This is a genomic window from Paenibacillus sp. JQZ6Y-1 (genome assembly GCF_040719145.1).
Taxonomy (GTDB): Bacteria; Bacillota; Bacilli; order Paenibacillales; family Paenibacillaceae; genus Saccharibacillus; species Saccharibacillus kandeliae.
Genome location: NZ_JBFDUZ010000001.1, coordinates 253541 through 276082 on the forward strand (window position 1 = coordinate 253541; position 22542 = coordinate 276082).

General features: G+C 48.6%; 14 protein-coding genes. 10 read left to right on the top strand and 4 right to left on the bottom strand.

What is annotated here, in order from left to right:
* Window positions 1-35 precede the first annotated feature (35 nt).
* From mmsB to ABXR35_RS01090, 4 genes are all read left to right on the top strand, one after another.
* On the top strand, window positions 36-1244 hold the full coding sequence (gene mmsB, locus ABXR35_RS01075) for a multiple monosaccharide ABC transporter permease (RefSeq protein WP_367054260.1): 1209 nt from the start codon (window positions 36-38) through the stop codon (window positions 1242-1244).
* A gap of 234 nt (window positions 1245-1478) precedes the next feature.
* Window positions 1479-2450 carry an ABC transporter permease gene (locus ABXR35_RS01080; RefSeq protein ID WP_436669308.1) on the top strand — a complete coding sequence of 324 codons (972 nt, stop codon included), beginning with the start codon at window positions 1479-1481 and terminating at the stop codon, window positions 2448-2450.
* Window positions 2451-2480: 30 nt separating this feature from the next.
* Entirely contained in the window at window positions 2481-3368 is an 888-nt protein-coding gene (locus ABXR35_RS01085; RefSeq protein WP_367054263.1) for a carbohydrate ABC transporter permease, read from the top strand.
* 347 nt (window positions 3369-3715) lie between these two features.
* Window positions 3716-5341, top strand: coding sequence for a type 2 periplasmic-binding domain-containing protein (locus tag ABXR35_RS01090; RefSeq protein WP_367061054.1), 1626 nt, complete (start codon window positions 3716-3718; stop codon window positions 5339-5341).
* A gap of 117 nt (window positions 5342-5458) precedes the next feature.
* Here the strand turns inward: ABXR35_RS01090 and ABXR35_RS01095 are convergent, their stop codons facing one another.
* Together ABXR35_RS01095 and ABXR35_RS01100 are read right to left on the bottom strand one after the other, a co-directional pair.
* Entirely contained in the window at window positions 5459-6499 is a 1041-nt protein-coding gene (locus ABXR35_RS01095) for a ketopantoate reductase family protein (RefSeq protein WP_367054266.1), read from the bottom strand.
* 21 nt (window positions 6500-6520) lie between these two features.
* A complete protein-coding gene (locus ABXR35_RS01100; RefSeq protein ID WP_367054269.1) occupies window positions 6521-7267 on the bottom strand; it encodes an acetoacetate decarboxylase in 747 nt (248 codons plus the stop codon).
* A 125-nt stretch (window positions 7268-7392) separates the two neighbouring features.
* Here ABXR35_RS01100 and ABXR35_RS01105 point away from each other — a divergent pair, with 125 nt between their 5' ends.
* The 6 genes from ABXR35_RS01105 (at window position 7393) to ABXR35_RS01130 (ending at window position 18559) form a co-directional block, all read left to right on the top strand.
* Window positions 7393-8280: a LysR family transcriptional regulator gene (locus tag ABXR35_RS01105; RefSeq protein ID WP_367054272.1), complete on the top strand. Its 888-nt coding sequence runs from the start codon at window positions 7393-7395 to the stop codon at window positions 8278-8280.
* Window positions 8281-8355: 75 nt separating this feature from the next.
* Window positions 8356-10485 (top strand): sensor histidine kinase, encoded by a 2130-nt coding sequence (locus ABXR35_RS01110; RefSeq protein WP_367054275.1) that lies wholly within the window; start codon window positions 8356-8358, stop codon window positions 10483-10485.
* Window positions 10460-12043 carry a response regulator gene (locus tag ABXR35_RS01115; RefSeq protein ID WP_367054277.1) on the top strand — a complete coding sequence of 528 codons (1584 nt, stop codon included), beginning with the start codon at window positions 10460-10462 and terminating at the stop codon, window positions 12041-12043. The genes ABXR35_RS01110 and ABXR35_RS01115 overlap by 26 nt, the downstream gene beginning before the upstream one ends.
* 139 nt (window positions 12044-12182) lie before the next feature.
* A complete protein-coding gene (locus ABXR35_RS01120) occupies window positions 12183-15032 on the top strand; it encodes a CHASE3 domain-containing protein (RefSeq protein ID WP_367054280.1) in 2850 nt (949 codons plus the stop codon).
* A 290-nt stretch (window positions 15033-15322) separates the two neighbouring features.
* Entirely contained in the window at window positions 15323-16687 is a 1365-nt protein-coding gene (locus ABXR35_RS01125) for a hypothetical protein (RefSeq protein ID WP_367054283.1), read from the top strand.
* Window positions 16688-17038: 351 nt separating this feature from the next.
* Window positions 17039-18559 (top strand): hypothetical protein, encoded by a 1521-nt coding sequence (locus tag ABXR35_RS01130; protein WP_367054286.1) that lies wholly within the window; start codon window positions 17039-17041, stop codon window positions 18557-18559.
* A 284-nt stretch (window positions 18560-18843) separates the two neighbouring features.
* On the opposite strand, the gene ABXR35_RS01135 is transcribed toward ABXR35_RS01130, so the two are convergent.
* The gene (locus tag ABXR35_RS01135; protein WP_367054289.1) at window positions 18844-20748 is read right to left on the bottom strand and encodes an ABC transporter ATP-binding protein; all 1905 of its coding nucleotides are present in this window, start codon (window positions 20746-20748) and stop codon (window positions 18844-18846) included.
* The gene (locus ABXR35_RS01140; RefSeq protein ID WP_367054292.1) at window positions 20738-22483 is read right to left on the bottom strand and encodes an ABC transporter ATP-binding protein; all 1746 of its coding nucleotides are present in this window, start codon (window positions 22481-22483) and stop codon (window positions 20738-20740) included. The genes ABXR35_RS01135 and ABXR35_RS01140 overlap by 11 nt, the downstream gene beginning before the upstream one ends.
* Between the last annotated feature and the right edge of the window lie 59 nt (window positions 22484-22542).

A 22542-nucleotide genomic window follows, 5' to 3' on the forward strand; every position in this document is an offset into this window, starting at 1 on the left:
AACCACCAACAAACATGTCGAAAGGAGCATCACCCATGTCCACATTAAGCAAGCCAGTCAAGCAAAAAGACAAGGAAGGCGGACTATCCCGTCTCTTCAAAGGAAATATTCGTCAATACGGCATGATCATTGCCCTCGTTTTCATCATGTTGCTGTTCCAAGTACTGACCGGAGGACTGCTGCTCAAGCCGATCAACATCACCAACCTAATTTTGCAAAACAGCTATATTCTCGTGCTCGCTATCGGTATGGTACTCGTCATCATCACCGGGCATATTGATCTGTCGGTCGGTTCCATCGCCGCCTTTGTCGGCGCAATCTCCGCCATCTTTATGGTCAATTGGCAAATGAATCCCGTGCTGGCGGTCATTCTGTCCATCGTTATCGGTGGTCTGATCGGTGCATGGCAGGGCTTCTGGGTCGCGTATGTGCGGATTCCCGCCTTTATCGTCACCCTTGCCGGGATGTTGCTGTTCCGCGGTCTGACCATGATCGTGCTGGAAGGGCAGTCCATCTCGCCATTCCCGAACGGCTTTCAAAAGATCAGCTCCGGCTTCGTACCGGACTTCACGAATGCAGCAACCAATATCGTCGCAATCATCGCAGGTATTGCGCTGTCTGTGCTGTACATCGTAACCGAGCTGAAAAATCGTTCTGCGCAACGCAAATACAATTTTGATACAGGCTCGCAGGCATTGTTTATCACCAAGCTGGTACTTGTGCTCGCGATTATCAACCTGTTCACCTTCGTACTGGCAAGCTATGCTGGTATCCCAACGATTCTGGTATTGTTGTTCTTGCTGATCGTTATCTATTCCTTCGTGATGAACCGTACCGTTATGGGTCGCCATGTGTACGCCATTGGTGGTAACGAAAAAGCCGCAGCACTGTCCGGTGTCAAAACGAAAAAAGTAACATTCTGGGTATTCGTGAATATGGGCGTATTGTCCGCTATCTCCGGTCTGATCTTCGCAGCACGTCTAAATGCAGCGACTCCAAGAGCGGGTACTAACTTTGAGTTGGATGCCATCGCAGCCTGCTTTATCGGCGGCGCATCTGCTTCCGGCGGGATCGGAACCGTGTTCGGTGCGATCATCGGTGGTCTGGTTATGGGGGTACTGAACAATGGTATGTCCCTCGTTGGACTCGGCATCGACTGGCAGCAAGGTATCAAAGGTCTGGTACTGCTGCTGGCGGTAGCGTTCGATATTTACAACAAAAACAAAGGCACAAGCAGTAACTAATTGCCAATCCTCAACATTTTACCAAACGTATCATCACCGTATATTTCGTATAAAAAAGGAGCCCTGTATATGATCAGGGCTCCTTTTGCTGTCTATTTACAAGTGGAATAATACAGACGACCCGAAAAATGAGACACCTCACACGAAATTTGGTACATTCCCGCGTCCCATTCTCACGTCTATAATAAAATACATAAATGTAATCGCTTACATAAATAGAAGGGAGTGGAATCAATGGAAAGCGGCATGAAAAGCAAGTCGGGTTCCCGGCAGTCTACGCGATCCTCGTCAGGCACTGCGCGACGCTGGTTTCGACGGTTGTATACACAGCGGCATTTACAGACGATGGCGCTGCTTGGTGTGGTATGGATGCTGGTGTTCAACTATATTCCCATGTACGGCATCATCATTGCATTCAAAGAATTTAATATTGTCGACAGCATTGCAGCCGCCCCTTGGGTCGGGCTGGAGCATTTTCGCGCCTTTATGGAGGATGAGAATCTGCGGGATGTCATTCGCAACACACTAGGCATTAGCTTGATCAAGCTGTTTATCGGCTTTCCGTTGCCGATTTTGTTCGCGCTATTTTTGAACGAATTGCGCTCGGTTCGGTTCAAAAAGTCGGTGCAGACGATCTCGTATTTGCCGCATTTTCTGTCGTGGGTTATTCTGGGCGGTATTCTAACCACATGGCTGGCGGATGTAGGCGTGATCAACCAAGTATTGCTCGCACTGCATCTGATTGATCAGCCGATCTCGTATTTGGCAGAGCCGAAGTACTTCTGGGCGATTGTGATCATTTCGGACATCTGGAAGGAGCTGGGCTGGTCGGCGATTATCTATCTGGCAGCGATGGCGAGTGTATCGCCAGAGATGTACGAAGCGGCAACGATTGACGGCGCTGGACGGTTTCAGAAAATGTGGTACATCACCTTGCCGGGCATTCAGAGCACAATTGCGATCTTGTTCATTTTGGCAGTCAGCGGTGTGCTGAACTCCAACTTTGACCAGATTCTCGTACTGCGCAATTCGCTCAACGAAAGTGCTAGTAATGTAATCGACATTTATGTGTATCAGACGGGTTTATTATCGGGGCGATTCTCGTACTCGACCGCTATTGGCTTGATCAAATCGGTCATTGCGCTTATCCTGCTGCTCATTGCCAATCAGGTGACTAAGCGTCTGAATAATACGTCATTATTTTAAATACTGAAGTAGGAAAGGAGTGTGCTGCCCATGATAACCTCGTCTCGGCGGACGCGTGGGGAAGTGATTTTTGATGTATGCAATACGATCTTTATGCTGCTAATCTGCTTTGTCACGATATATCCGATCTGGTATGTGATGGTGAATGCGTTTAATGAAGGTACGGATGCGATGCGCGGCGGGATTTATTGGTGGCCGCGGATATTCAGTCTGGAGAGCTTTGGTGCGGTGTTCCAGAGTGAAGGCATTATGCAGGCGATGTGGATTACCGTTGCCAAGACCGTGATTGGTACGTTCATTCATGTGCTGTTTACCGCTATGGTGGCATATGCACTGTCGCGGCGCGATCTGATCGGCGGCAAGCTGTATATTTGGATCGGCACGATTACGCTGTTTTTCAGCGGCGGCTTGATTCCAACCTTTTTGCTAATGAAGGATTTGCAGCTGTTGGACAATTTTATGGTGTATATTATTCCGGCGATGTTCAGCTTTTTTGATCTGATTATCTTTATGACCTTTTTCCGTGAGATTCCAGATGGGTTGGAGGAAGCGGCGCGGATTGATGGCGCGAATGATTGGTCGATCTTTTTCAAAGTGGTACTGCCAGTGTCGATGCCTGTTGTGGCGACGATTGGATTGTTTCATGGCGTGTACCAATGGAACGATTATTTTACCGGCATGATCTATATGAATGATACGTCATTGCAGCCAATTCAGACGTATCTGTATCGTGTCGTTGCCGAATCCAGCTCCAATCAGATGCTAGCGGCAGTGCCGGGTAGCATTAACCGCTCCGTGACATCGCAGTCGATCAAGCTGGCGACGATGGTTGTGACAACGTTGCCGATTGTATTCGTCTATCCGTTCTTGCAAAAGTACTTTGTCAAAGGGATGATGATCGGGTCGATCAAAGGATAGTGGAACGGCAAGCATTGGAATACAAACATACAGCAATACGAATACGCATCATTCTCACATAACGATCCCGTTCCCTAACCAGCACATCCATAACCAATACGCTCATGACCAACACATCTCTAACCAGTGAACCAATACAAAGAAAAACGAGAGGGGTTATTTTCATGTCAAATGGCGAACAGCGATGGAATGATATGCAGCAAAAGTCAGACCATCATCAGTCCAAATCCGCACATGATATGCCGACAATAGCTAGTCCTGAACAACGCTCATCTTACGATTCATCCCAAACAACGGAGCGCCGAACAGCCAACAAACGCCCAGCATCCTCATGGCGCAAGCCAGCTATGGCTGCGCTGATGGCGGGGCTGTTAACATTAACAACTGCCTGCTCCTACTTTGGCGGCGGCAGCAAAAGCGCCAGTGAAAATACCACACCAGTCAAGCAGGCATCTGCCGATGAGCCGGGCTGGAAAGTGGACACGTCACCGATTACCTTTGACTGGTATATGAACTTCTCGTGGTACACTGGCACCGATTGGGGCAAGGACATTACGAGTCAGTATGTAACCAAAAAAACAGGCGTGAGCGTTAACTTTATCGTTCCAGCGGGCAATGAGAATGAGAAGCTGAATACGATGATTGCATCTGGCAAGCTGCCTGATTTTATTACCCTTAGCTGGGGCGAGGATGCCGTGAAGAAGATGATTGAGGGCAAGCTGGTGTTGCCGCTCAACGAGCTGGCTGAACAGTATGATCCTTATTTTCTAAAAGTGGCTGATCCGGCGAAGTTATCATGGTATACGCAGCCGGATGGCAATGTATATGGGTATCCGAACGCGTCTTCGTCACCAGCGGACTTTGCGAAATATGGCGAAAATTATTTGTCCAATCAGGTATTTGTCGTACGCAAGGATATGTACGAAGCGCTGGGCAAACCGGATATGCGCACACCGGAAGGCTTTTTGAAGGCATTGGAGATGGCAAAGGAAAAGTACCCGCAGGTGAACGGACAGCCGCTCATTCCACTCGGTCTGCATGAATTTACCGAGAATGGTAACTACTCGCTGGAAGGATATCTGCAAAACTTCCTCAATATTCCGATGGAGCAAAATGGCAAGCTGTACGACCGTCTGACCGATCCCGAATACCTGCGCTGGCTGAAAACGCTGCGTCAGGCGAATCAGGAAGGGCTGCTGGCAAAGGACATCTTTATCGACAAACGCGCTCAAATGGAAGAGAAGATCTCGCAAGGACGCTATTTCGCGATGCTGTACCAGCGCAGCGATTTTGGCACACAGCAAAATGCACTGTATGCGCATGATCCAAACTCCGTGTATATCGCCGTCGATGGTCCGTCCAATGCGAAGCTGGATGCACCAGTACTAAATGGACCGAGCATTTCCGGCTGGACCCTTACGTTGATCTCCAAGGATGTAAAGGATAAAGCGCGTGCGATTCGCTTTTTGGACTATATCATTAGCGAAGAAGGACAACGCGATCTGTATATGGGCGAGCCGGGCGTGACGTATGACATGGTCAACAACAAGCCAGTATTCAAGCCAGAGGTGCTGAAGCTGCTCAATACTGACCGCTCTGCCTTTGATGCTAAGTATGGAGCTTCCCATAAATACTGGATGGAGATGGACACCAACATTACCGACCAGTGGAAGCCAGAAAGCGTCGAGCCGTTCAAGCAAATGGAAGATTGGACCAAGGGCAAGACCGTCAGTCGCTCTGAGTTTGATCAGCTCAATCCGACGGGCAACTCACCGGAAGGTATTATCAATACGAAGATCGGTCAGCTATGGGGCAAAACATTGCCACAATTGCTGCTCGCATCATCGGACAGTGAGTTTGACCAGATTTTCCAAGAGTATCTGAACAAGCGTGACCAGTATGGTCTTGCTAAGGTACAGGCATATCAGCAGGCAGAATATGAGAAAAACAAAGAGAAGCTGAGTATACAATAATCCATGTACACGCAAAACCGCCCATCATCATGGCTATAGGTCATGATGATGGGCGGTTTGTTGTACGTTCATATAGAAGAAGAGCAACAGCTATAGCGCAATGACAACGTTCATTCGTTATTGTGGGCTGTTTACCTTGATCAGCTGTTCAAAGGATTGAATGTTGGTAGCGAAATCTGGCACGGTGCCGTTTGCTTCCGCCTCTTGCACCAGTTGTACGACCAGATCGTTAAACGGAGTAGCGATGCCTTTGCCCGCTGCCATATTCGGTACAACGCCGTTAATATAGCCGATCTCTGTTTTGCGCTGCTTTTCCAGATCCTGCAACATGCTTGCTTTCAGGAGACGCGACGGCGCCATCACTTGGCGCAAGGTCATGATGCGTGCAGGCAGATCGTTCTCATCCTGCAATTCCAGCGAAGCAATATCAAATCCACCCATAGTGGCAAATTGGACTCCATTGGCGTGTCCAACTTTGATCGTTTCGTCGGCAATATGTGCAGCACTGGCGATACCGATTTCGTTATCCAGAATATCACCGTATTCCCCGTTCAGCGCCGCCGACAATCCGCTAAATGCGTTGTTGATCAGCAGCTTCGACCATTTGGTCCCTACCAGATTGTCGGAAATATGCGTACCACCGACCAGCTCCAATACGGATTGAATATCGTGGATGCGCGAAGTCATTTCCCCGTTCAACTCGCCAATTTGAAACGCATAAGACTTGAATTGTGCATATTCAGTCGTAAGTTGAGATACTCCCGGCTCCATAAAGGTAGCGCCAAATTCAACCGAACCCGCAATTACGCGATGCGCACCGACCAGCTCGGCTACATGCTGCTCTGGTATACCGTTTTGCAGCGAGCAGACAACGCTGTTCTCATTCAGAAATGGAAGCAGATCGTGCAGCACAGCATCATTATACAATTGCTTGGTCAGCAGCAGCACCAGATCGTAGATGCCGGATTTTTGCTGTGGAGTAATCGCTTTGACTTTGGATGAAAAGTCGGTGGTGCCAGTCACGGTTGCTCCTTGTTCATTCAGTGCTCGTACATGATCCTCATACGTGTCGATTAATTCTACATTCATACCGCCAGCGCTCAAATATGCGCCGACAATCGTTCCAAGTGAGCCTGCGCCCAGAATAGCAATTCTCATGTGTAACTCCTCCTCGATGAATTAAGCTTGTTCCAAATAGTTGTATACCGGATGTGCCGCATTTAGCGTCAGATCGGTTAAAATATGGGAAGCAGATACGATTTCACGCACAGGCAGATCGGCGAGCGGAGCGAGTACATGCTCAAACAGCTGGAGTCGCGCCGGACCAGACCATGCCCATTTCACATCAATATCGGTAATTTGGGTACGAACCAGATCGCAGATACGCAATTGTCCGGTATAGTCGGTTGCCATTTTGACCATAAAGGTAGGACGGCAGATTTCCTGTTTGGCTTGTTCAATATCCATAGGCACATGTTTGTAGCCCATCGTAGCGTTAGCTACACGCAGACTGCCATAATCCAGTGTGCCGACAAGTGTATCGGAGTCGACATACAGCTTCGGTGCGCCGAGCTTTTTCGGATAGGCGGTCAGCTCACGTCCGCTGGCAATGGCGGGAAAATTGTCCACGTACATGGAGTGGACATAGTCGCCTTCTTCGCCGTTAAATTGTACGGGAATTACCTGACCAGCTTCGGTATAAGCGCCCAAGCCGGATACATCTGGCATCCACATGACTTCAAATTTGACCAATGGATCGGTAATTTCTAGTGGCTCAGGTACGGCAGCACGCAGCGCCTCCGCATCTGTGCGGTAAATGATATTGAGATATTCACGATTCACGAATTTGTAAGGTGGAAGTGGATATGCAGGTGCAGTTAATGGAGTGTTAAAGTTTTTGGATATTTGGTTCACATCGATTTTCATGAGAGATTCATTCCTTTCGATATAAGATGGGATACCTGTATTGTACGTCTTTGTTTACATATGTTCTAATACATAATAAAGTATGAATATATTTATTCCAGTAAATGAATGGGGCGGATTTTGATATGGAATTGCTACAACTACAATACTTTCAAACCGTGGCATATACCGAGCATATATCTAGAGCGGCAGAGCAGCTGCATATCGCGCAGCCGTCGCTCAGTCTAACGATTAAGCGACTGGAGGATGAACTGGGTACGAATCTATTTATACGCAAAGGGCGCAATATTCAGTTGAGTGAATCTGGCAAAATCCTGCTCAAGCATGTGGATCGTATGTTTATGGAGCTGGATAACGCTCGACTAGAGATTCAGTCACAGCATGAACAGGCATCGCATACGATCAAAATTTCCATTTCCAATCCACGCTTTCTGTCTCAAATCATCATAAGCTATATTCATAAGGAACCGGACTCCAAAGTGCATCAGGGCATTCGAATGAAGGATGAGATCATTTCCTGTCTGAAAAAGGGTGATATTGATCTTGGCATTGCTGGTCATGCCACCGCAGATGAGGAGATTGAGAGCTGTCTGCTGGTGGATGAGGATATTGTGCTGGTGCTGCCGCTGACTCACCGCTACGCGCAGCGAACAGAGCTTCCGCTCATAGAGGTCGCACAAGAGCCGTTTATTTCGCTGGCGGATAATCGGGAATATAGCGAATTTATTCGAGATTTGTGCGGTAGAGCAGGTTTTGTGCCGAACAGCATGTTTGAGGTGGATTCGTATTTGCTGACCGAGATTATTCAGGTGAATCAAGGTGTATCTTTATTGCCAGTGTCCGTCTGCAAGCAATTGAATCTGCATTATATCCGTATCGCTGGTGTATCGCCTACCTATTCGGTTCATCTGTTCTGGATGAAGCATAAAGTATTGCCGCGCGCAGTGACCTCTTTCCGTGATTATATTATCGACTACTACCAAAAAAACGAGAAAATGTTCAAGCTTTCTTGAAAAATGATCACAATATTGGGTTACAATGGGAGTAATAATGTAAGCGCTTATATTTAAAAGGGGGAAGCAGTACGTTTGAAAGCATTGCGGGATACATTACAGACTCTTTTCAAGCGCCTAAATGGCATATCCTTACAAAGTCGGCTGATTGTCGCGTATATCGTCGTGATCTTGCTGCCGACTGCTGCCATTTCCTATTATTCGTATCAGCAGATCAATACGACATATATTCAGGATACCCGACTCAAAAGTGTCGATACGCTGCAAAATGAAAAACAGACCATTCTTACACAAATTGAGACGATGGAGCGTGCGGCACAGCTAGCATTATCAGACAAAGCGGTCATTCAATATTTGACCGAGAATCAGGATACACCGACAGCGGAGCTGTTAGAATTCAATGCGAATTCGTATGCACGGCTTGCTCAGATTCAGATCAACAATCCGTCGATCCTGCATTTGCGATTGTATAGCAATAGTCCCAATACGTACGAGATTTGGCCGATTATTCTGCATGAAAGTCGTACAGCGGATGCGCCATGGTACAACATGGTCAAAGGATTGGGTGATCGGGAAGCATGGTATATGCAGCGCAGTGATCTATCGTTGGATGAAGTGGATACTCGAGGAGCACTAGAGCCTGATCCGCCTAAGCTGTCCTTGCTTCGCGAATTGGAATTGCCGCGCGGTCATCATGCAGGCATCATTCAAGTTGATATGCGCTTGTCTGATTTGGCGCCGCTTACCTTTGGCAAAAGTCAGGAGGATAGCACGCGTATGCTGCTGCTGGATGCAGGCGGTGGCAACGTATCGATGGATGAGCAGGATAATCTGTACACGCGGCTGGCGCATCGTTTATTAACCGATAAGGCAGACCCAGCTATTCATGTTGCGACGGAATCCAGTACAGATGACTACACGTTATCTGGCGAACAGCCTTCATCATGGAATGGTCAAACGTGGGCGCAATACAGAGAGGATGGACAATCGTATTTGCTGACTAGTATTCCGGTGGAGCGGCTCGGTGCGCGACTGGTTCAGGTGACTTCGCTCGAAAAGATGCTACAGGATACCGGACGTGCGCGCAATCTGATCATTATGGCAACCGTGGCATTTATCCTGCTCGTCTCGCTCATTACGTATGTAGCAAATGCGTTAATTCTCAAAAATCTACGCAAGCTGACCCAAGCGATGCAGCAGATGCGCCGTGGTGAAGGTACACCTGTTGTACAGGTGGACGGCGGCGGGGAGATCGGCGAGCTGGCATACCATTTTAACCGGATGAGCGGCACGATCAATGAACTGATTGCACAGGCAGTACGCAAGCAGGCGCTGATGAAGGAAGCGGAGCTGCGAACGCTATACAGCCAGATAGATGCGCATTTTCTATATAACACGCTGGAAAATATTAAAATGCTCGCCGAAATCGAGGATCAGCGCCAGATCTCCGACGCGCTCACTTCTCTTGGCGGCATGATGCGCTATAACTTCAAATGGGCGGGGGAATACGTCACGCTAGAACAAGAGCTGCGCCATATTCGCAATTACATCGATGTCATGAATATTCGCTTTGATGAGCCAGTTCGGCTCGATGTGCAGATTGCCCCTTTGTATAACGAACTTGAGCTGCTCAAGATGTCGCTGCAACCCATTGTAGAAAATGCCTTTAAGCATGGATGGGATGAAGATAGTAGCAGGGAGCGCCTGCTGACCATCTCGATCGAAGACGAGGAGAATATACAAGAAGAGCATCCTACACAAGACATAGACACCAAGATACCGAACATACATCGAAATGTACAAGGAACAGAGCAACGCATTGATATGGGCATGGATATTAGCAAGCGCACCACCCATGCCAGTATGGAGGAACGCAAACCCTCGCATGTACGAATCCATATCAGCGACAACGGCAAAGGCATGAGCGCTGACACATTGGAACAGCTCAATGTCAGACTGCTGCAACATGGCAGTACGAGCGAATCGTCTGCACGAACGATGCAGGCAGATTCTACTGTATCAACACAGCAGTATGGCGTGGGACTGCTGAATGTGCAGCAACGTATTCGATTATTTTTTGGCGAATCGTACGGCTTGCAGGTGTACAGTGTGGAGGGCAATGGCACCGAGGTTACATTACGCATACCGAAAATTGTACTGGCAGGAGGAGACATTCGGCATGAGACAACTACTGATCGTGGATGATGAAAAGAATATCCGGCATGGCCTACAGGTGATGATTGAGCGAGAATTTCCAGAGCGTTATCAGATTCGCTGTGTGCGTCATGGGCAGGAAGGATTGGAAGCGATGATGGAGCTGCCTGCCGATCTGGTCATTACTGATATTCGTATGCCAGTGCTGGATGGCATGGGCATGTTGGACGCAGTGCGGGGAATGGCGGAATTATCGGTACAACCGGAAGTGATCGTGCTGAGTGGGCATGACGATTTTGAATATGCGAAGGCAGCGATTCGTTATCAGGTGCGCGAATATTTGTTGAAGCCGATTCGACGAGAGGATTTATTTCAGGCGTTGGAGCGGCTGGAGGGGGAATTGCAGCAACGCGATGAGCGAGCACGTCAGCTGGAAGATGCGCATCAATATCGAATACGCTGGCAGGAGGAACAGCTTTCTCGCTTGCTGGACAGCAGCACACCGGATACCGATAACATGCTTATGAACGGCGAATGGCCAGAGCTGCCACAGCCTTATGTGATCTGTGTATGGCAATGTGTAACCGCAGACGGTCATCCAGTTCCAGTGCAGGAGTTGGATATGCTTCTGCGTCAGCTGGATGCAGGAGAAGGCTGTTATTCGTCGAATATCGCGGAGCTGCAAGTATTGGATCGCGAAGGCAGACGCGTCTGGATTATGCACTATCAGCAATTGGTACGGTTGCAGGAACTGGCGCGTGCCGCCGGGCGGCGGGATGTTTCTGGCTTGTGGGCAGGTATAAGCTTGGCAGGCGAAGGGATTGCCCGCTTACCGCTTGCTTATACAGAAGCATGCCGCGCGCTAGCATATGGATTCTTTTGTCCGGGTGTGTATATGCTGCATTATCAGCCTGAGCAGGAATCGATGTCGTTATCCCCAGTGTCGGAGGAAGAGATTCGCCAGCTTGGCAATCTGCTTGGTACAGGCGATGTGGAAGAGATGAATCGCCGATTGCATCGTCTGTTCCGTTTGTCCGAGCTGCATCATATGAATATGGAGTATGTGCGGCGTACGGTATTCATGGTAAACGAGCATATTCTGGATGAGGTGTTTCGGCATTTTGGCGAAGCATCGCTGGAGGTGCTACGACTGTATCGTCGGGTATGCAGTCTGGATCATTATCGTTATTTTCACGATTATTACCGCGATCTGGAACGGCTGCTGCTCTGTCTGGACGAGTATATCGGGCAGCTGCGGCTGGTACACAGCGAGCATCATCGACTGCGTGAGGCGGTCGAGTATATGCAGCAGCATTATGACCGTCCGCTCAATATGGCAATGGTCAGCAATCATGTGTCACTCAACTACTCCTACTTCAGCGAAGCGTTCAAAGCGTATACGGGCGAGAACTTTATATTATATTTGAAAAAGCTGCGTATTGAGCGTGCCAAACCGCTGCTGAGCGAGCCGACATTGCGGTTAAGTGAGATTAGTCAACAGGTCGGATTCGAGAGCAGTCGGCACTTTTCTAAGGTGTTTCGTGAATTGGAAGGCATCACGCCGCAGCAATACCGATCCAAACTGGAATTACGTTCAAACATTTATTGATTATTCAGATGATTTTTACATTATGTTCGTTTGCAAACACAATAATTTGAAGTAAAATAGTTGGGTAGCCAAAATAAGTGATTTTCGGTCTATATTGTCGAACCTATTGGTCATTTCACTATATACTGGAGGGCTTTAAGTGCCAAACGGTGCAAAATGGAGTATACGCACTAAAATTGTGGCGGGTTATATCGTGATTATTATCTGTCTGGGTGTCGTGTTGACGATGATGTCAAGCCGTGTGAACCAGCTGGAGGAAGAAAGCCGATATATCAATGATCATGATCTTGAAGTCCATAACCTTACCAATGCCCTGGAAAAGCATGTGCTGGATATGGAAACCGGACAGCGAGGCTTCGCTCTAACCGGAGAAGAAAGCTATCTGGTGCCTTATAACGATGCCGCGACTCAGTGGGAATCGGATTATAACGAATTATTGTCCCTGATTGCAGGCAATGCGTTACAGCAGAGCAATCTAGAGACGATTAAGACAGGCATTCAAGGCTGGATCAATGATGCCGGAACGCCAGTCATTCAGATGAAGCGTGATGGCAATACCGCTGGTCTTACCCGCTTTTTTGCTAGCGATCCCGGCAAGCAGCAGATTGATCAGCTGCGCACGGAACTGGACGCATTTCGTACAAGTGAAAAGGCACTGACGACAGCTCGCATTGAAGCCACATCAGCGAGCAATGAACGTTTGCTCATGATGATGATCTCTGTTTGGGTGCTGTTAGGTGTCGTATCGATTTTGACGGCGATCTTCATTTCCCGTCAGATTGTGCGCACGATTAATGATGTACGCGATACAGTAAGAGGGATTGCAACCGGTGGGAATCTCAAGACACGAATCGAGATTCAAAGCCGCGATGAAGTCGGCGAACTGGCGGAAGCTGCCAATGAGTTGCTGGATCATGTGCAATATGAGAACTGGGTAAAAGATCAGATCGCACAGGCAGCAACTCGTTTCCAAGAAGCGGCTGATGCGGATGCGTTAGCAGCGATATTGCTTACTAAGGGCAATAAATGGTTTCACGCGCCATACGGTATCGCCTATTTGCAAAGTAATGATGGCACATGGCATCGTGCAGCGAGCTTTGCCGTCGATAACAAAGAGGCGGAGCTAGGCACAGAGATGATTCAGCAAGGACGCGGTTTGACCGGTCAATGTATCGCTGAGCGTCGGATGCTGGAATTGCATCCATTGCCTGCAGATTATGTACGCAATGTCAGCTCCGGTCTGGGGCAGGCAGAACTGCAAGCGATGGTAGCCGCGCCGGTTATTTTTGAAGGAAAAGTAATTACGGTTGTAGAATTCGCACTGCTTCAGCCACTGACGGAGCAGCAAAAGCATCTGTTCCAGCAATTGCTGGACATCTTTGCGGTGACGATGAATTTGGTCATGACTCGCATGGAGGTTGAACAGCTGTATCGCGATTCGCAATCGATGAATCATGAGCTGCAAGTACAATCGGAGGAATTGCAGGTACAATCCGAAGAACTGCAAGCACAGACAGAAGAATTGCAAATGCAGACAGAAGAACTGCAAATGCTGAACGAGCGATTGGAGCAAGGCAAGATGGCAGCGGAAAGTACAGCGATTGAGCTGGACAAATACGCACAGCAATTGCAGGTTAGCTCGCGTTACAAATCCGAGTTCTTGGCGAATATGTCGCATGAGCTGCGTACACCACTGAACAGTATGCTCATTCTGTCGCAGATTCTGGCAGAGAATGGCTCCGGCAATCTGGCGGCAAAAGAGCAGGAATATGCTTCGATCATTCACTCGTCCGGTAAGGACCTACTGAATCTGATCAATGATATTCTCGATCTGTCCAAAGTGGAAGCTGGCAAAATGCAGCTGGAAATCAATCCGATCAGCGTCACCGCGATGGTGGAGCAAATGGAACGCAGCTTCCGCGAAACGGCGGCACTGCGCGATCTGTACTTCAAGGTTGAGGTGGACTCGAAGGTGCCGGACCTGATCTATTCGGATGAATTGCGGATTCAGCAGGTGCTGCGCAATCTGTTGTCCAATGCGTTCAAGTTTACCCAGACGGGCGGCGTTACCTTGCAGGTAGAGAAGATGAATCGCATCCAGAATGCTGATTACGACAATGCACAGCCGATGCTAGCATTCAGTGTCAGCGATACGGGGATTGGTATTTCCGCCGAAAATCGCGATGTGATCTTTGAAGCGTTCCGTCAGGCAGACGGTGCGACTGCACGCAAATATGGCGGTACAGGTCTAGGGCTGTCCATCTCCTCCCAGCTGGCAAGTCTGCTGGGCGGCACGATCCATCTGGAAAGCAAGCTGAACGAGGGTAGTATCTTTACCTTCTATATTCCGTGCATGGTGACCGATCCGAATTCGGAGCATGCCATGTTTGAAATGAATGACTCGCTGCCGCTGAATCGTACGCTGTTTGTAGAGGAAGGAACGTTGTCCTCTGCGGATCGTCTAGATTCGTATATGACAAGTGGTGAGCGTCCGCTGCTGCATACCGACCATACGTTGTCTGGAGCGCACGCTGGATTAAGCGCAGATGACGCAGCGATTGCACAATCGCAAGCGCCAGGAACTGACATTTTGAATGGCAAAAAGATTCTCATTGTGGATGACGATATTCGCAATGTATATGCGCTGACCAGTATGTTGGAGCGCTATAGTATGAATATTGTCATTTCTCAAAATGGACGCGATGCGCTGGAAATCCTGCATATGGATCAGGATATCGATCTGATTTTGATGGATATTATGATGCCGGAGCTGGATGGATACGAAACGATGAAAACGGTACGTAACCTGTACGGCTACAGCGAAGTGCCAATCATCGTGCTAACTGCCAAAGCGATGAAAGAAGATCGTGAGAAGAGTGTTCAAGCAGGAGCAACCGATTATATGAGCAAACCGCTGCAAATGCAAGACGTATTACAGCGTGTTCGTTACTGGTTGCATCAGCAGGCTACACGTTATTCTGCACATTGAGGCAAATTCACTCATAAACTGCATGATTCAAAGGCTCGGATATCCCGTCAACGACGCGGTATCCGAGCTTTTTTGCTATCAGATAGCGCTCCTTTAAAAATATGTAAAGCAACTTAGTTATATAGGTCTTAATACCCTTGATGTGTTCATTTTTAAATAGTACATTTTTACTACAAACGTGGTGAGCTACGTCATCTTTTCATCATATTCACTTGCACTTCAATCATGGACTTGTACAGCACGATCGGAAGCAGGGCACCCGTTCATTTTGTCAGAAAGGAAGATTACAGATGAATATCAGTTCAAGCCCTGGGTATGCCTCCAGCAGTAGCTTGCAGCAGAGCTATCCTGCCAAAAGTAGTGGCGTTGATGCAACGGATACCGATGTCCCGAAGCAGAAGCAGGAACAGGACAATAGCGATCCACAGGTACAGGCAGAAAAAGCCAAGGAACAAAAGCTGAAGGATCAAAAGATTCAGGATCAAAAACAGCAGGACAAGCTGGCAGAGGAACAGAAAACGGAACGAAAAGAAGAGTACAAAAAAGAGGACAAAGCCAAAGAGGTCCGCAAAAAAGATATGGACACGTTGTTCGACAAGCAGCAGCATGAACAGCAGGCAAGCAACAAAACCGCTCATGATGTGCTGATCGAAAGCATTTACAGCAAGCTAGGCACAGACAGTCAGTTGCCAGTAACCAAAAACAATTACGAGGACACGATCAAAAATCTCGTCAGTCGCGGATTTCAGGTGAGCGCGGACGAAGAACGCTTGACCATTTCGTCCAAGATTCATCAGCTAAAGCTAGAAATCAGTAAAGATTCCTATGAGCAGTACATGCAGTCCCTTTATCTCAAAGCGGGTCTGGCATCTAGTAGCGATATCGCAACAGATCCATCCGATAGCGATAGTACGACCGAGCCGATCGGCGGCAGCATTAGCATCGGTACGGGCAGCGGTTCTACAGGCAATTCTTCATCGGATTCTGCAAATACAGGCACATCGACGCAACCGACAACTTCTCCTTCCACAGACAGCACCAATCAAGGCAATGCTTCGCATGACACCAGCACGACCACACCAGTAGCAAACGATTCAGGTCATGCTCCATCACCTACTGCCAGCAATGGCAATACTGTATCTTCAGATACGCATGGCAGCAGCTCGACACCGTCATCCAGTGACAGCAGTACAGCACCTGCTACTGGCAATACAACGCCTGCACCTACAACAAGCAGCGATAGCGGCAGCACATCGAACACGCCAGCAGGCACACAAAACACGACCACTTCGACAACCGACAGTGGCGGTACTAGCACAAGTACAACACCAACATCAACAACTAGCGATTCGTCTGGCAGCAGTACAACGAATAACAGTAGCAGCACATCGCCATCCAGTAGTACAGGTAGCAGTAGTACTACGACATCATCAGGTAGCACAACAGGCAATACAACGTCATCTGGAAGTACAGGCAATAGTGGCGGTAGTGGTAGCACATCGTCCGGCACTACGACCAATAGTGGTAGTACGACACCATCTGGTAGCAGCACAGGCACTGGAAGCAGTTCCTCTTCGGACACGACCTCAACCGGCACTACAGGCGGTACAAGTGGAACAGGTGTCGGCTTGATTCCGGGTGGGATTTTAAAATAATCTTCGCTATCCTAATATATTGTGCACATCTGTGTAATGAAGCCTTTTTCCTGAATATGGGAAAAAGGCTTTTTTGTTGCTTCTTGTCGGTTCCTGACTAGCTTTTGTTTGTAATATTCGTATAACAACATGTAGATACATATATAAATTAATTGGATAAAAATACCTTTATTAGGAATAAAGTACCTTGCTGGATAACTGTATTAATAGTAAATTATTACCAATAAATATGGTATTATATTCCTTAATTGTATGTGACATAAATGGTGGATATATAAATAAACCGAATTCACTGCCGCTGCCGTCGACGTGCATAGGATCAACAACCTACAAAGCGAGGAGCACACTTCCATGAATATGACAACAGCCAGTTATACTCCCTCTTCCAATGTATATACTTTGTATGGAGGCGCACAAAATCGGATGCAGGATCAATCGATTGCCACCGATACAGGGAATGGAACCAATGTAGATACATCGTCGTCCGACGGCAAAACACCGGCAGAGCAAAAGATCGAATCCAATAAACAGTATAAGCAAGAACTGAAGGACAAGGAGCAACGCGACAAGGATCTGGATAAGCTGTATGAACAACAGCAGAAGAAAACGGAATACGTTCATCAGCAGCTCAAGCAGACGATAACCGGTCAAGGGTATTTCCAAATCGGCGAGCGTCAGGATATTGCGTTGACGAAGGATAACTTTGATACGACGGTGAAAAATCTGATGCACAAAGGCTTTCAGGTGGATAACACGGAGCAGCAGGTAACGATCTCATCAAAGCTGCATCAGCTAAAATTGGAAATGAGTAAAGAATCATATAATAAATATCTGGAAATGACCTACGGCAAACATATTGCCGAGCAGATGACTGGTACGAAGCCAGCGGCGAATGCCAATGCGTCTACTTCTGTTATTTATACAGGTAATACAGGCAATCTGTCTGGCAGTGCTACGGTGAATGTAGGCGGTGCATCTGCAAGTGCATCAGCAGGCGCATCCGGTACGTCCGCATCGTCAGGTAATACAAGTACTGCGCAATCCTCTTCACCAGCAGTCGGTCAGCCAGCAACGCCGTCTGAGCAGCCAGTATATACACCACCAGTGGCACCGCAACAACCAGCCACTGGAAATGATCCGGTTGATCATCAATCTAGTCCTGCGCCAGCTAGCCCGGCAACTTCCCAGCAAGACGGCAATACGAACGGATCAACGAATGCACAACCAACACCAGCTTCGACAACTCCGGTGGCAGAAGCGCCATCGTCCGGTACACCAACATCTGGAACAGCTCCATCCACTAGCGAGAATCCAGTAGCACCGACAAATTCTATTCCAGTAACCATACCGATAAGCGTGCCCAATATCGTGACTGATACGGTGGCACCAGTCGTGAGCAGCCCAGCTGCTACCTCGACGACTCCGATAACCAATACAGGAACCGTCCCATCGGGCAATAGTGGCACTACTACCGATTCGTCCGCAACAATTCCAGCAGCATCGACACCGATAGCAACAACGACACCTACAACCACAGCACCAGTTACATCGACACCAGTAGCGACAACGACGCCTACAACCACAGCACCAGCTACATCGACACCAGTAGCGACAACGACACCTACAACCACAGCGCCAGTTACATCGACACCAGTAGCAACAACAGCGCCTATAACAACAGCGCCAGCGTCTTCAACCGTTAGCGCTCCAGTTACAACAAGCAGCACGCTGAATAGCGTTACCACTACTACAGCACCTGCAACAAGCACCACAACAACTGCAACACCAGCACCAACAACATCAACATCCACTGTGTTGGGTACTGTTGTAGGCAGTGTGAACAAAACGCTGAATGGTACACTCCGTAAATAATTTGCATATTCCATAACAACGTAGAAGCGAAGACAGAAAATAAGCCATACGAGCAGCAAGACAGCTCCAAAAGAGATATTCTTCCACTCAAAAAGCCTGCTTTTCCGACTCGTCTGTACAGTGTGTTCACTGCATAGACGGGAATGACGGAAAGGCAGGCTTTATATTGTCACGTTGTCACGGCTTCATGTGGAAAGGAATATTGCACGTTGCTTGCATTTGCAGACGTATTGATCTGACCGATTGCGATATGGATAAAATAGAACGCTGTATATCCATACAGATCATGCTTCGGCTGCGGTACCGGCGCTGTGACGTGCATGTCGATACAGCTCGGCATAGATACCGCCCTGCGCCAGCAAGCGTGAGTGTGTACCCTGTTCCGCGATGCGACCATGCTCCATGACCAGAATGCGGTCGGCATGCATAATGGTGGACAGTCGGTGGGCGATTACGATGGTGGTTCGTCCGCGCGATACGGTTTGTAGCGCTTGCTGTACAAGCTGCTCGGTATGCGAATCCAGATTGGCTGTCGCTTCATCCAGAATCAGTACCTTCGGACGAAATACAACAATGCGGGCAAAGGAGATTAGCTGACGTTCTCCAGCGGATAATCCGCTTCCTCGCTCTGACAATGTCGTATCGTACTGCTGCGGCAGACGTTCAATCATCTCATGCGCACCGACAAAGCTACATGCCTCGATGACCTGCTCACGCGTAATATGCGATTGGAATAGGCGCACATTATCGATAATCGATCCAGAAAATAAGAACGGCTCCTGCTGAATCAATCCAACGATCCGATGCAGCTGCTGCTGCGGAATGCGGCGCAGATCAATATCATCAATCGTGACGGAACCGTCCCATACATCGTAAAATCGATTCAGCAGCGAGATCAGCGTACTTTTGCCCGCACCCGTCGTTCCGACCACGCCGATCATTTCGCCGGGGCGAATATGCAAATCTAGCTCTGGCAGTACCGGTTGATCCACATCATAGCCGAAGGTGATATGGTTGAAATCAACTTTCCCTTTCACCTTTTCAGGATCAAGCGGGGTCAGCTGATCAGCTTGAGCATCGGCGATCTCCGGCTTGATTCGCAAAATGCGCCAGATGCGATCCATCGACACAATCGTAGACTGAAAGGTATTCCATTGCATCGTAATTTGCGTAATTGGCTGGAAGAATTGACGGATATAGCTAATAAACGCATACAATACGCCGACCTCCATCTGCTTGTTGAAGACGGCGACGCCACCTAGCCATACCATCAGCACCAGCGCGATATTGCCGAGCACATCAAAGGTACGGTTGAATAGCACGTTCGATTTGAGCTGCCGTATATTTGCCTGCCAGTAATCGCTATTGTATTCGGTGAATCGACGAGTTTGCTCCTTTTCCTGATGAAAAATCTGAATCAAGCCCATACCGGACAGATTCTCAGCAGTAAAAGCAACCAGTGTGGACAGGCGGCTGCGCGCATATTGATACACTTCGCGCAGCCGCTTGCGAAATAAAATCGCTAAGGTAACAATCACGGGTAGCGTTAGCATCGAATACCACGCCAGCGTCGTATCCAATCGGAACATAAAGTAAATAATAAACACTAGCATCATACCGTCACGAATCAGACTAAGCAACACTTGGGTAAAAAACTGGCTGATCGTCTCCGTATCACTCGATACATTGGTCACCAGCCCGCCGCTGCTAGAACGGTCAAAAAAGCTCATCGACAGCTTGGAAATATGTTCAAATAGGTCTTTGCGAATACTAGCAACGATATGTTGACCTGCATATTGCAGCAGATTGCTCTGCACATACGTAAAGATCAGACTCACAATCGCCAATCCGAGAAACACTAGCGCCATTTCAATGAGAAAGCGCAGATCACTATTGCCAACTGCAATATGATCGTCGATGACAATACTGACTAGATACGGCTGCAACAGATCAGCCGAGATGGACAGCATGGTTGCAAAGATAATGCCGATAAAGGTCAGACGATGTGGACGCGCATAGCGCAAAATCGACCGCAAGGATTCATAACGGCGTGGTTGCTTCGGATCGGGAGAGGAAGCTGCCGTAGGTGGTTGCTTGCCATGCGGGGATGACGGTTTGCTGCCTGATGGTATATGTTTGGCTTGATCCGATGCAGTTGTGCTTGCATCGGCAGATGACTTATTCGGCATACAGACCCTCCTCCTGCAATTGGTACATAGATGCGTAGATTCCTCGTTGTTGCAGCAATTGCTCGTGGCTGCCCTGTTCAGCGACTTTCCCTTGATCCAGCACGACGATATGATCTGCCTGCTTCACTGCACTGATCCGATGGGAAATGATGAGCGTGGTGCGTGTTTTGCGTTCCTGCACCAGATTGGCGAGGATTCCAGTTTCGGTGACAGCATCGACTGCACTCATGCTATCGTCGAGAATCAAGATCGGACCGGTTTTGGCAAGCCCGCGTGCTAGACTGGTTCGCTGACGCTGCCCACCGGAGAGCGTAATGCCGCGCTCACCCAGCTTGGTGTCGAATCGGTCGGGAAAACGAACAATCGGCTCATAGATCATCGCCTGACGCGCATGATTCTCTACCTTTTCTAGCGGAATGCTGCGGTCACTAAATGCGATATTGTCACGAATCGTAGTACTAAACAAAAAGCCATCCTGTGGCACATAGGCAATGCGAGAACGTAGGCTTTTGATGGAGATGCGGCGCACATCCGTTCCGCCGAGAAGCACCGTGCCTTTGGGTGGATCATAGATGCGCAGCAGCAGCTTTACTAGCGTCGTTTTGCCGCTGCCCGTTTTCCCGACGATGCCTACGGTCTGTCCGCTGGCGATCTTGAGATGAATATCTGACAACGCGGGACGGTCACTGCCCGGATACGCAAAGGTCAATCCATTCAGCTCCAGATCGGGCGAAGCAGCGAGCGGCTGGGCATGCTCATCGTCACGGATGTCCGGTTGTTCGCCGAGCAGCCGATTGACCCGATCCAGCGAGGCGCTTGAGCGCTGCATCATATTGATCACGTTACCAATTTGCTGCAACGGACCCGACATGATGCGCAGATACAACGTTAACGCGATAAAATTACCAATCGTAATCTCACCTCGAATCGCCAGATAACCACCATACAGCAGCGAGATAACTAACGATAATGCTCCCAGAAAAGGCACTGCTGCCTGAAACAGCGACGACATTCTCACCAGATGCAGCTGATTGTCGCGAATACCGTCAACCGTATCACCGAAGCGTGCATTGGCGGTGGATTCGATAGCAAATGTTTTGGTGACACGTATGCCGCGCAGCTGTTCTTCTGCCGCATCGGTCATCACCGCGAGCGATTCTTGTACATTCATCGACCGTTTGCGAATGCGAGGTCCGAAGTAAACGACCAGAAACGGAATCCCGATCATCGGTAGTACACTGACCGCGATCAGGTACAGCGGAATATGACTGAGCAGCATCATAACCACACACGACAAAAATAGAAATACCGCATTGGTTGTCATCGTGACTCCGTTAGAAATCGATTCACGCACTGAGTTTACATCATTGGTCATTGAGCTAAGCAGCTTACCTGTACCTTGGCGAGAAAAGTAATGCTCGCTCAGTGTAGCGAATTTGCGAAATAAACTTTGCCGCATCGCAAACTCAAATTTGCGTCCAAGCCGCATGACCGAGAATTGCCCCGCGCCGAACAGCAGATTGTACACAATGCCGATCAACGCCAGAATCAAGCTATAGCGAATGATCATGTTATACTGGATGCCGCCTGCTAGCAGCGCATCGGTAAACTGCCCCAATACCCGTGGTAGGGCGGCTTGCGCGATATTGGACAGGATGATCAGGGCGACAGCCATCAGGTAGAAATACCAGTGTTGACGCACATAATCCGTCAAAATGCTTCGGTCCTTTGTCATAGATGTGTTCCTTCTTTCTTTTGACAGCTATGTTGGAATGGATGATGTAGTGATGAACT

Coding starts and splice junctions, on each gene's coding strand:
- ABXR35_RS01115 (WP_367054277.1), top strand. CDS start 10,460: ATGAGACAACTACTGATCGTGGATGATGAAAAGAATATCCGGCATGGC.
- ABXR35_RS01095 (WP_367054266.1), bottom strand. CDS start 6,499: ATGAGAATTGCTATTCTGGGCGCAGGCTCACTTGGAACGATTGTCGGC.
- ABXR35_RS01085 (WP_367054263.1), top strand. CDS start 2,481: ATGATAACCTCGTCTCGGCGGACGCGTGGGGAAGTGATTTTTGATGTA.
- mmsB (WP_367054260.1), top strand. CDS start 36: ATGTCCACATTAAGCAAGCCAGTCAAGCAAAAAGACAAGGAAGGCGGA.
- ABXR35_RS01135 (WP_367054289.1), bottom strand. CDS start 20,748: ATGCCGAATAAGTCATCTGCCGATGCAAGCACAACTGCATCGGATCAA.
- ABXR35_RS01080 (WP_436669308.1), top strand. CDS start 1,479: ATGGAAAGCGGCATGAAAAGCAAGTCGGGTTCCCGGCAGTCTACGCGA.
- ABXR35_RS01090 (WP_367061054.1), top strand. CDS start 3,716: ATGGCTGCGCTGATGGCGGGGCTGTTAACATTAACAACTGCCTGCTCC.
- ABXR35_RS01140 (WP_367054292.1), bottom strand. CDS start 22,483: ATGACAAAGGACCGAAGCATTTTGACGGATTATGTGCGTCAACACTGG.
- ABXR35_RS01105 (WP_367054272.1), top strand. CDS start 7,393: ATGGAATTGCTACAACTACAATACTTTCAAACCGTGGCATATACCGAG.
- ABXR35_RS01125 (WP_367054283.1), top strand. CDS start 15,323: ATGAATATCAGTTCAAGCCCTGGGTATGCCTCCAGCAGTAGCTTGCAG.
- ABXR35_RS01100 (WP_367054269.1), bottom strand. CDS start 7,267: ATGAAAATCGATGTGAACCAAATATCCAAAAACTTTAACACTCCATTA.
- ABXR35_RS01130 (WP_367054286.1), top strand. CDS start 17,039: ATGAATATGACAACAGCCAGTTATACTCCCTCTTCCAATGTATATACT.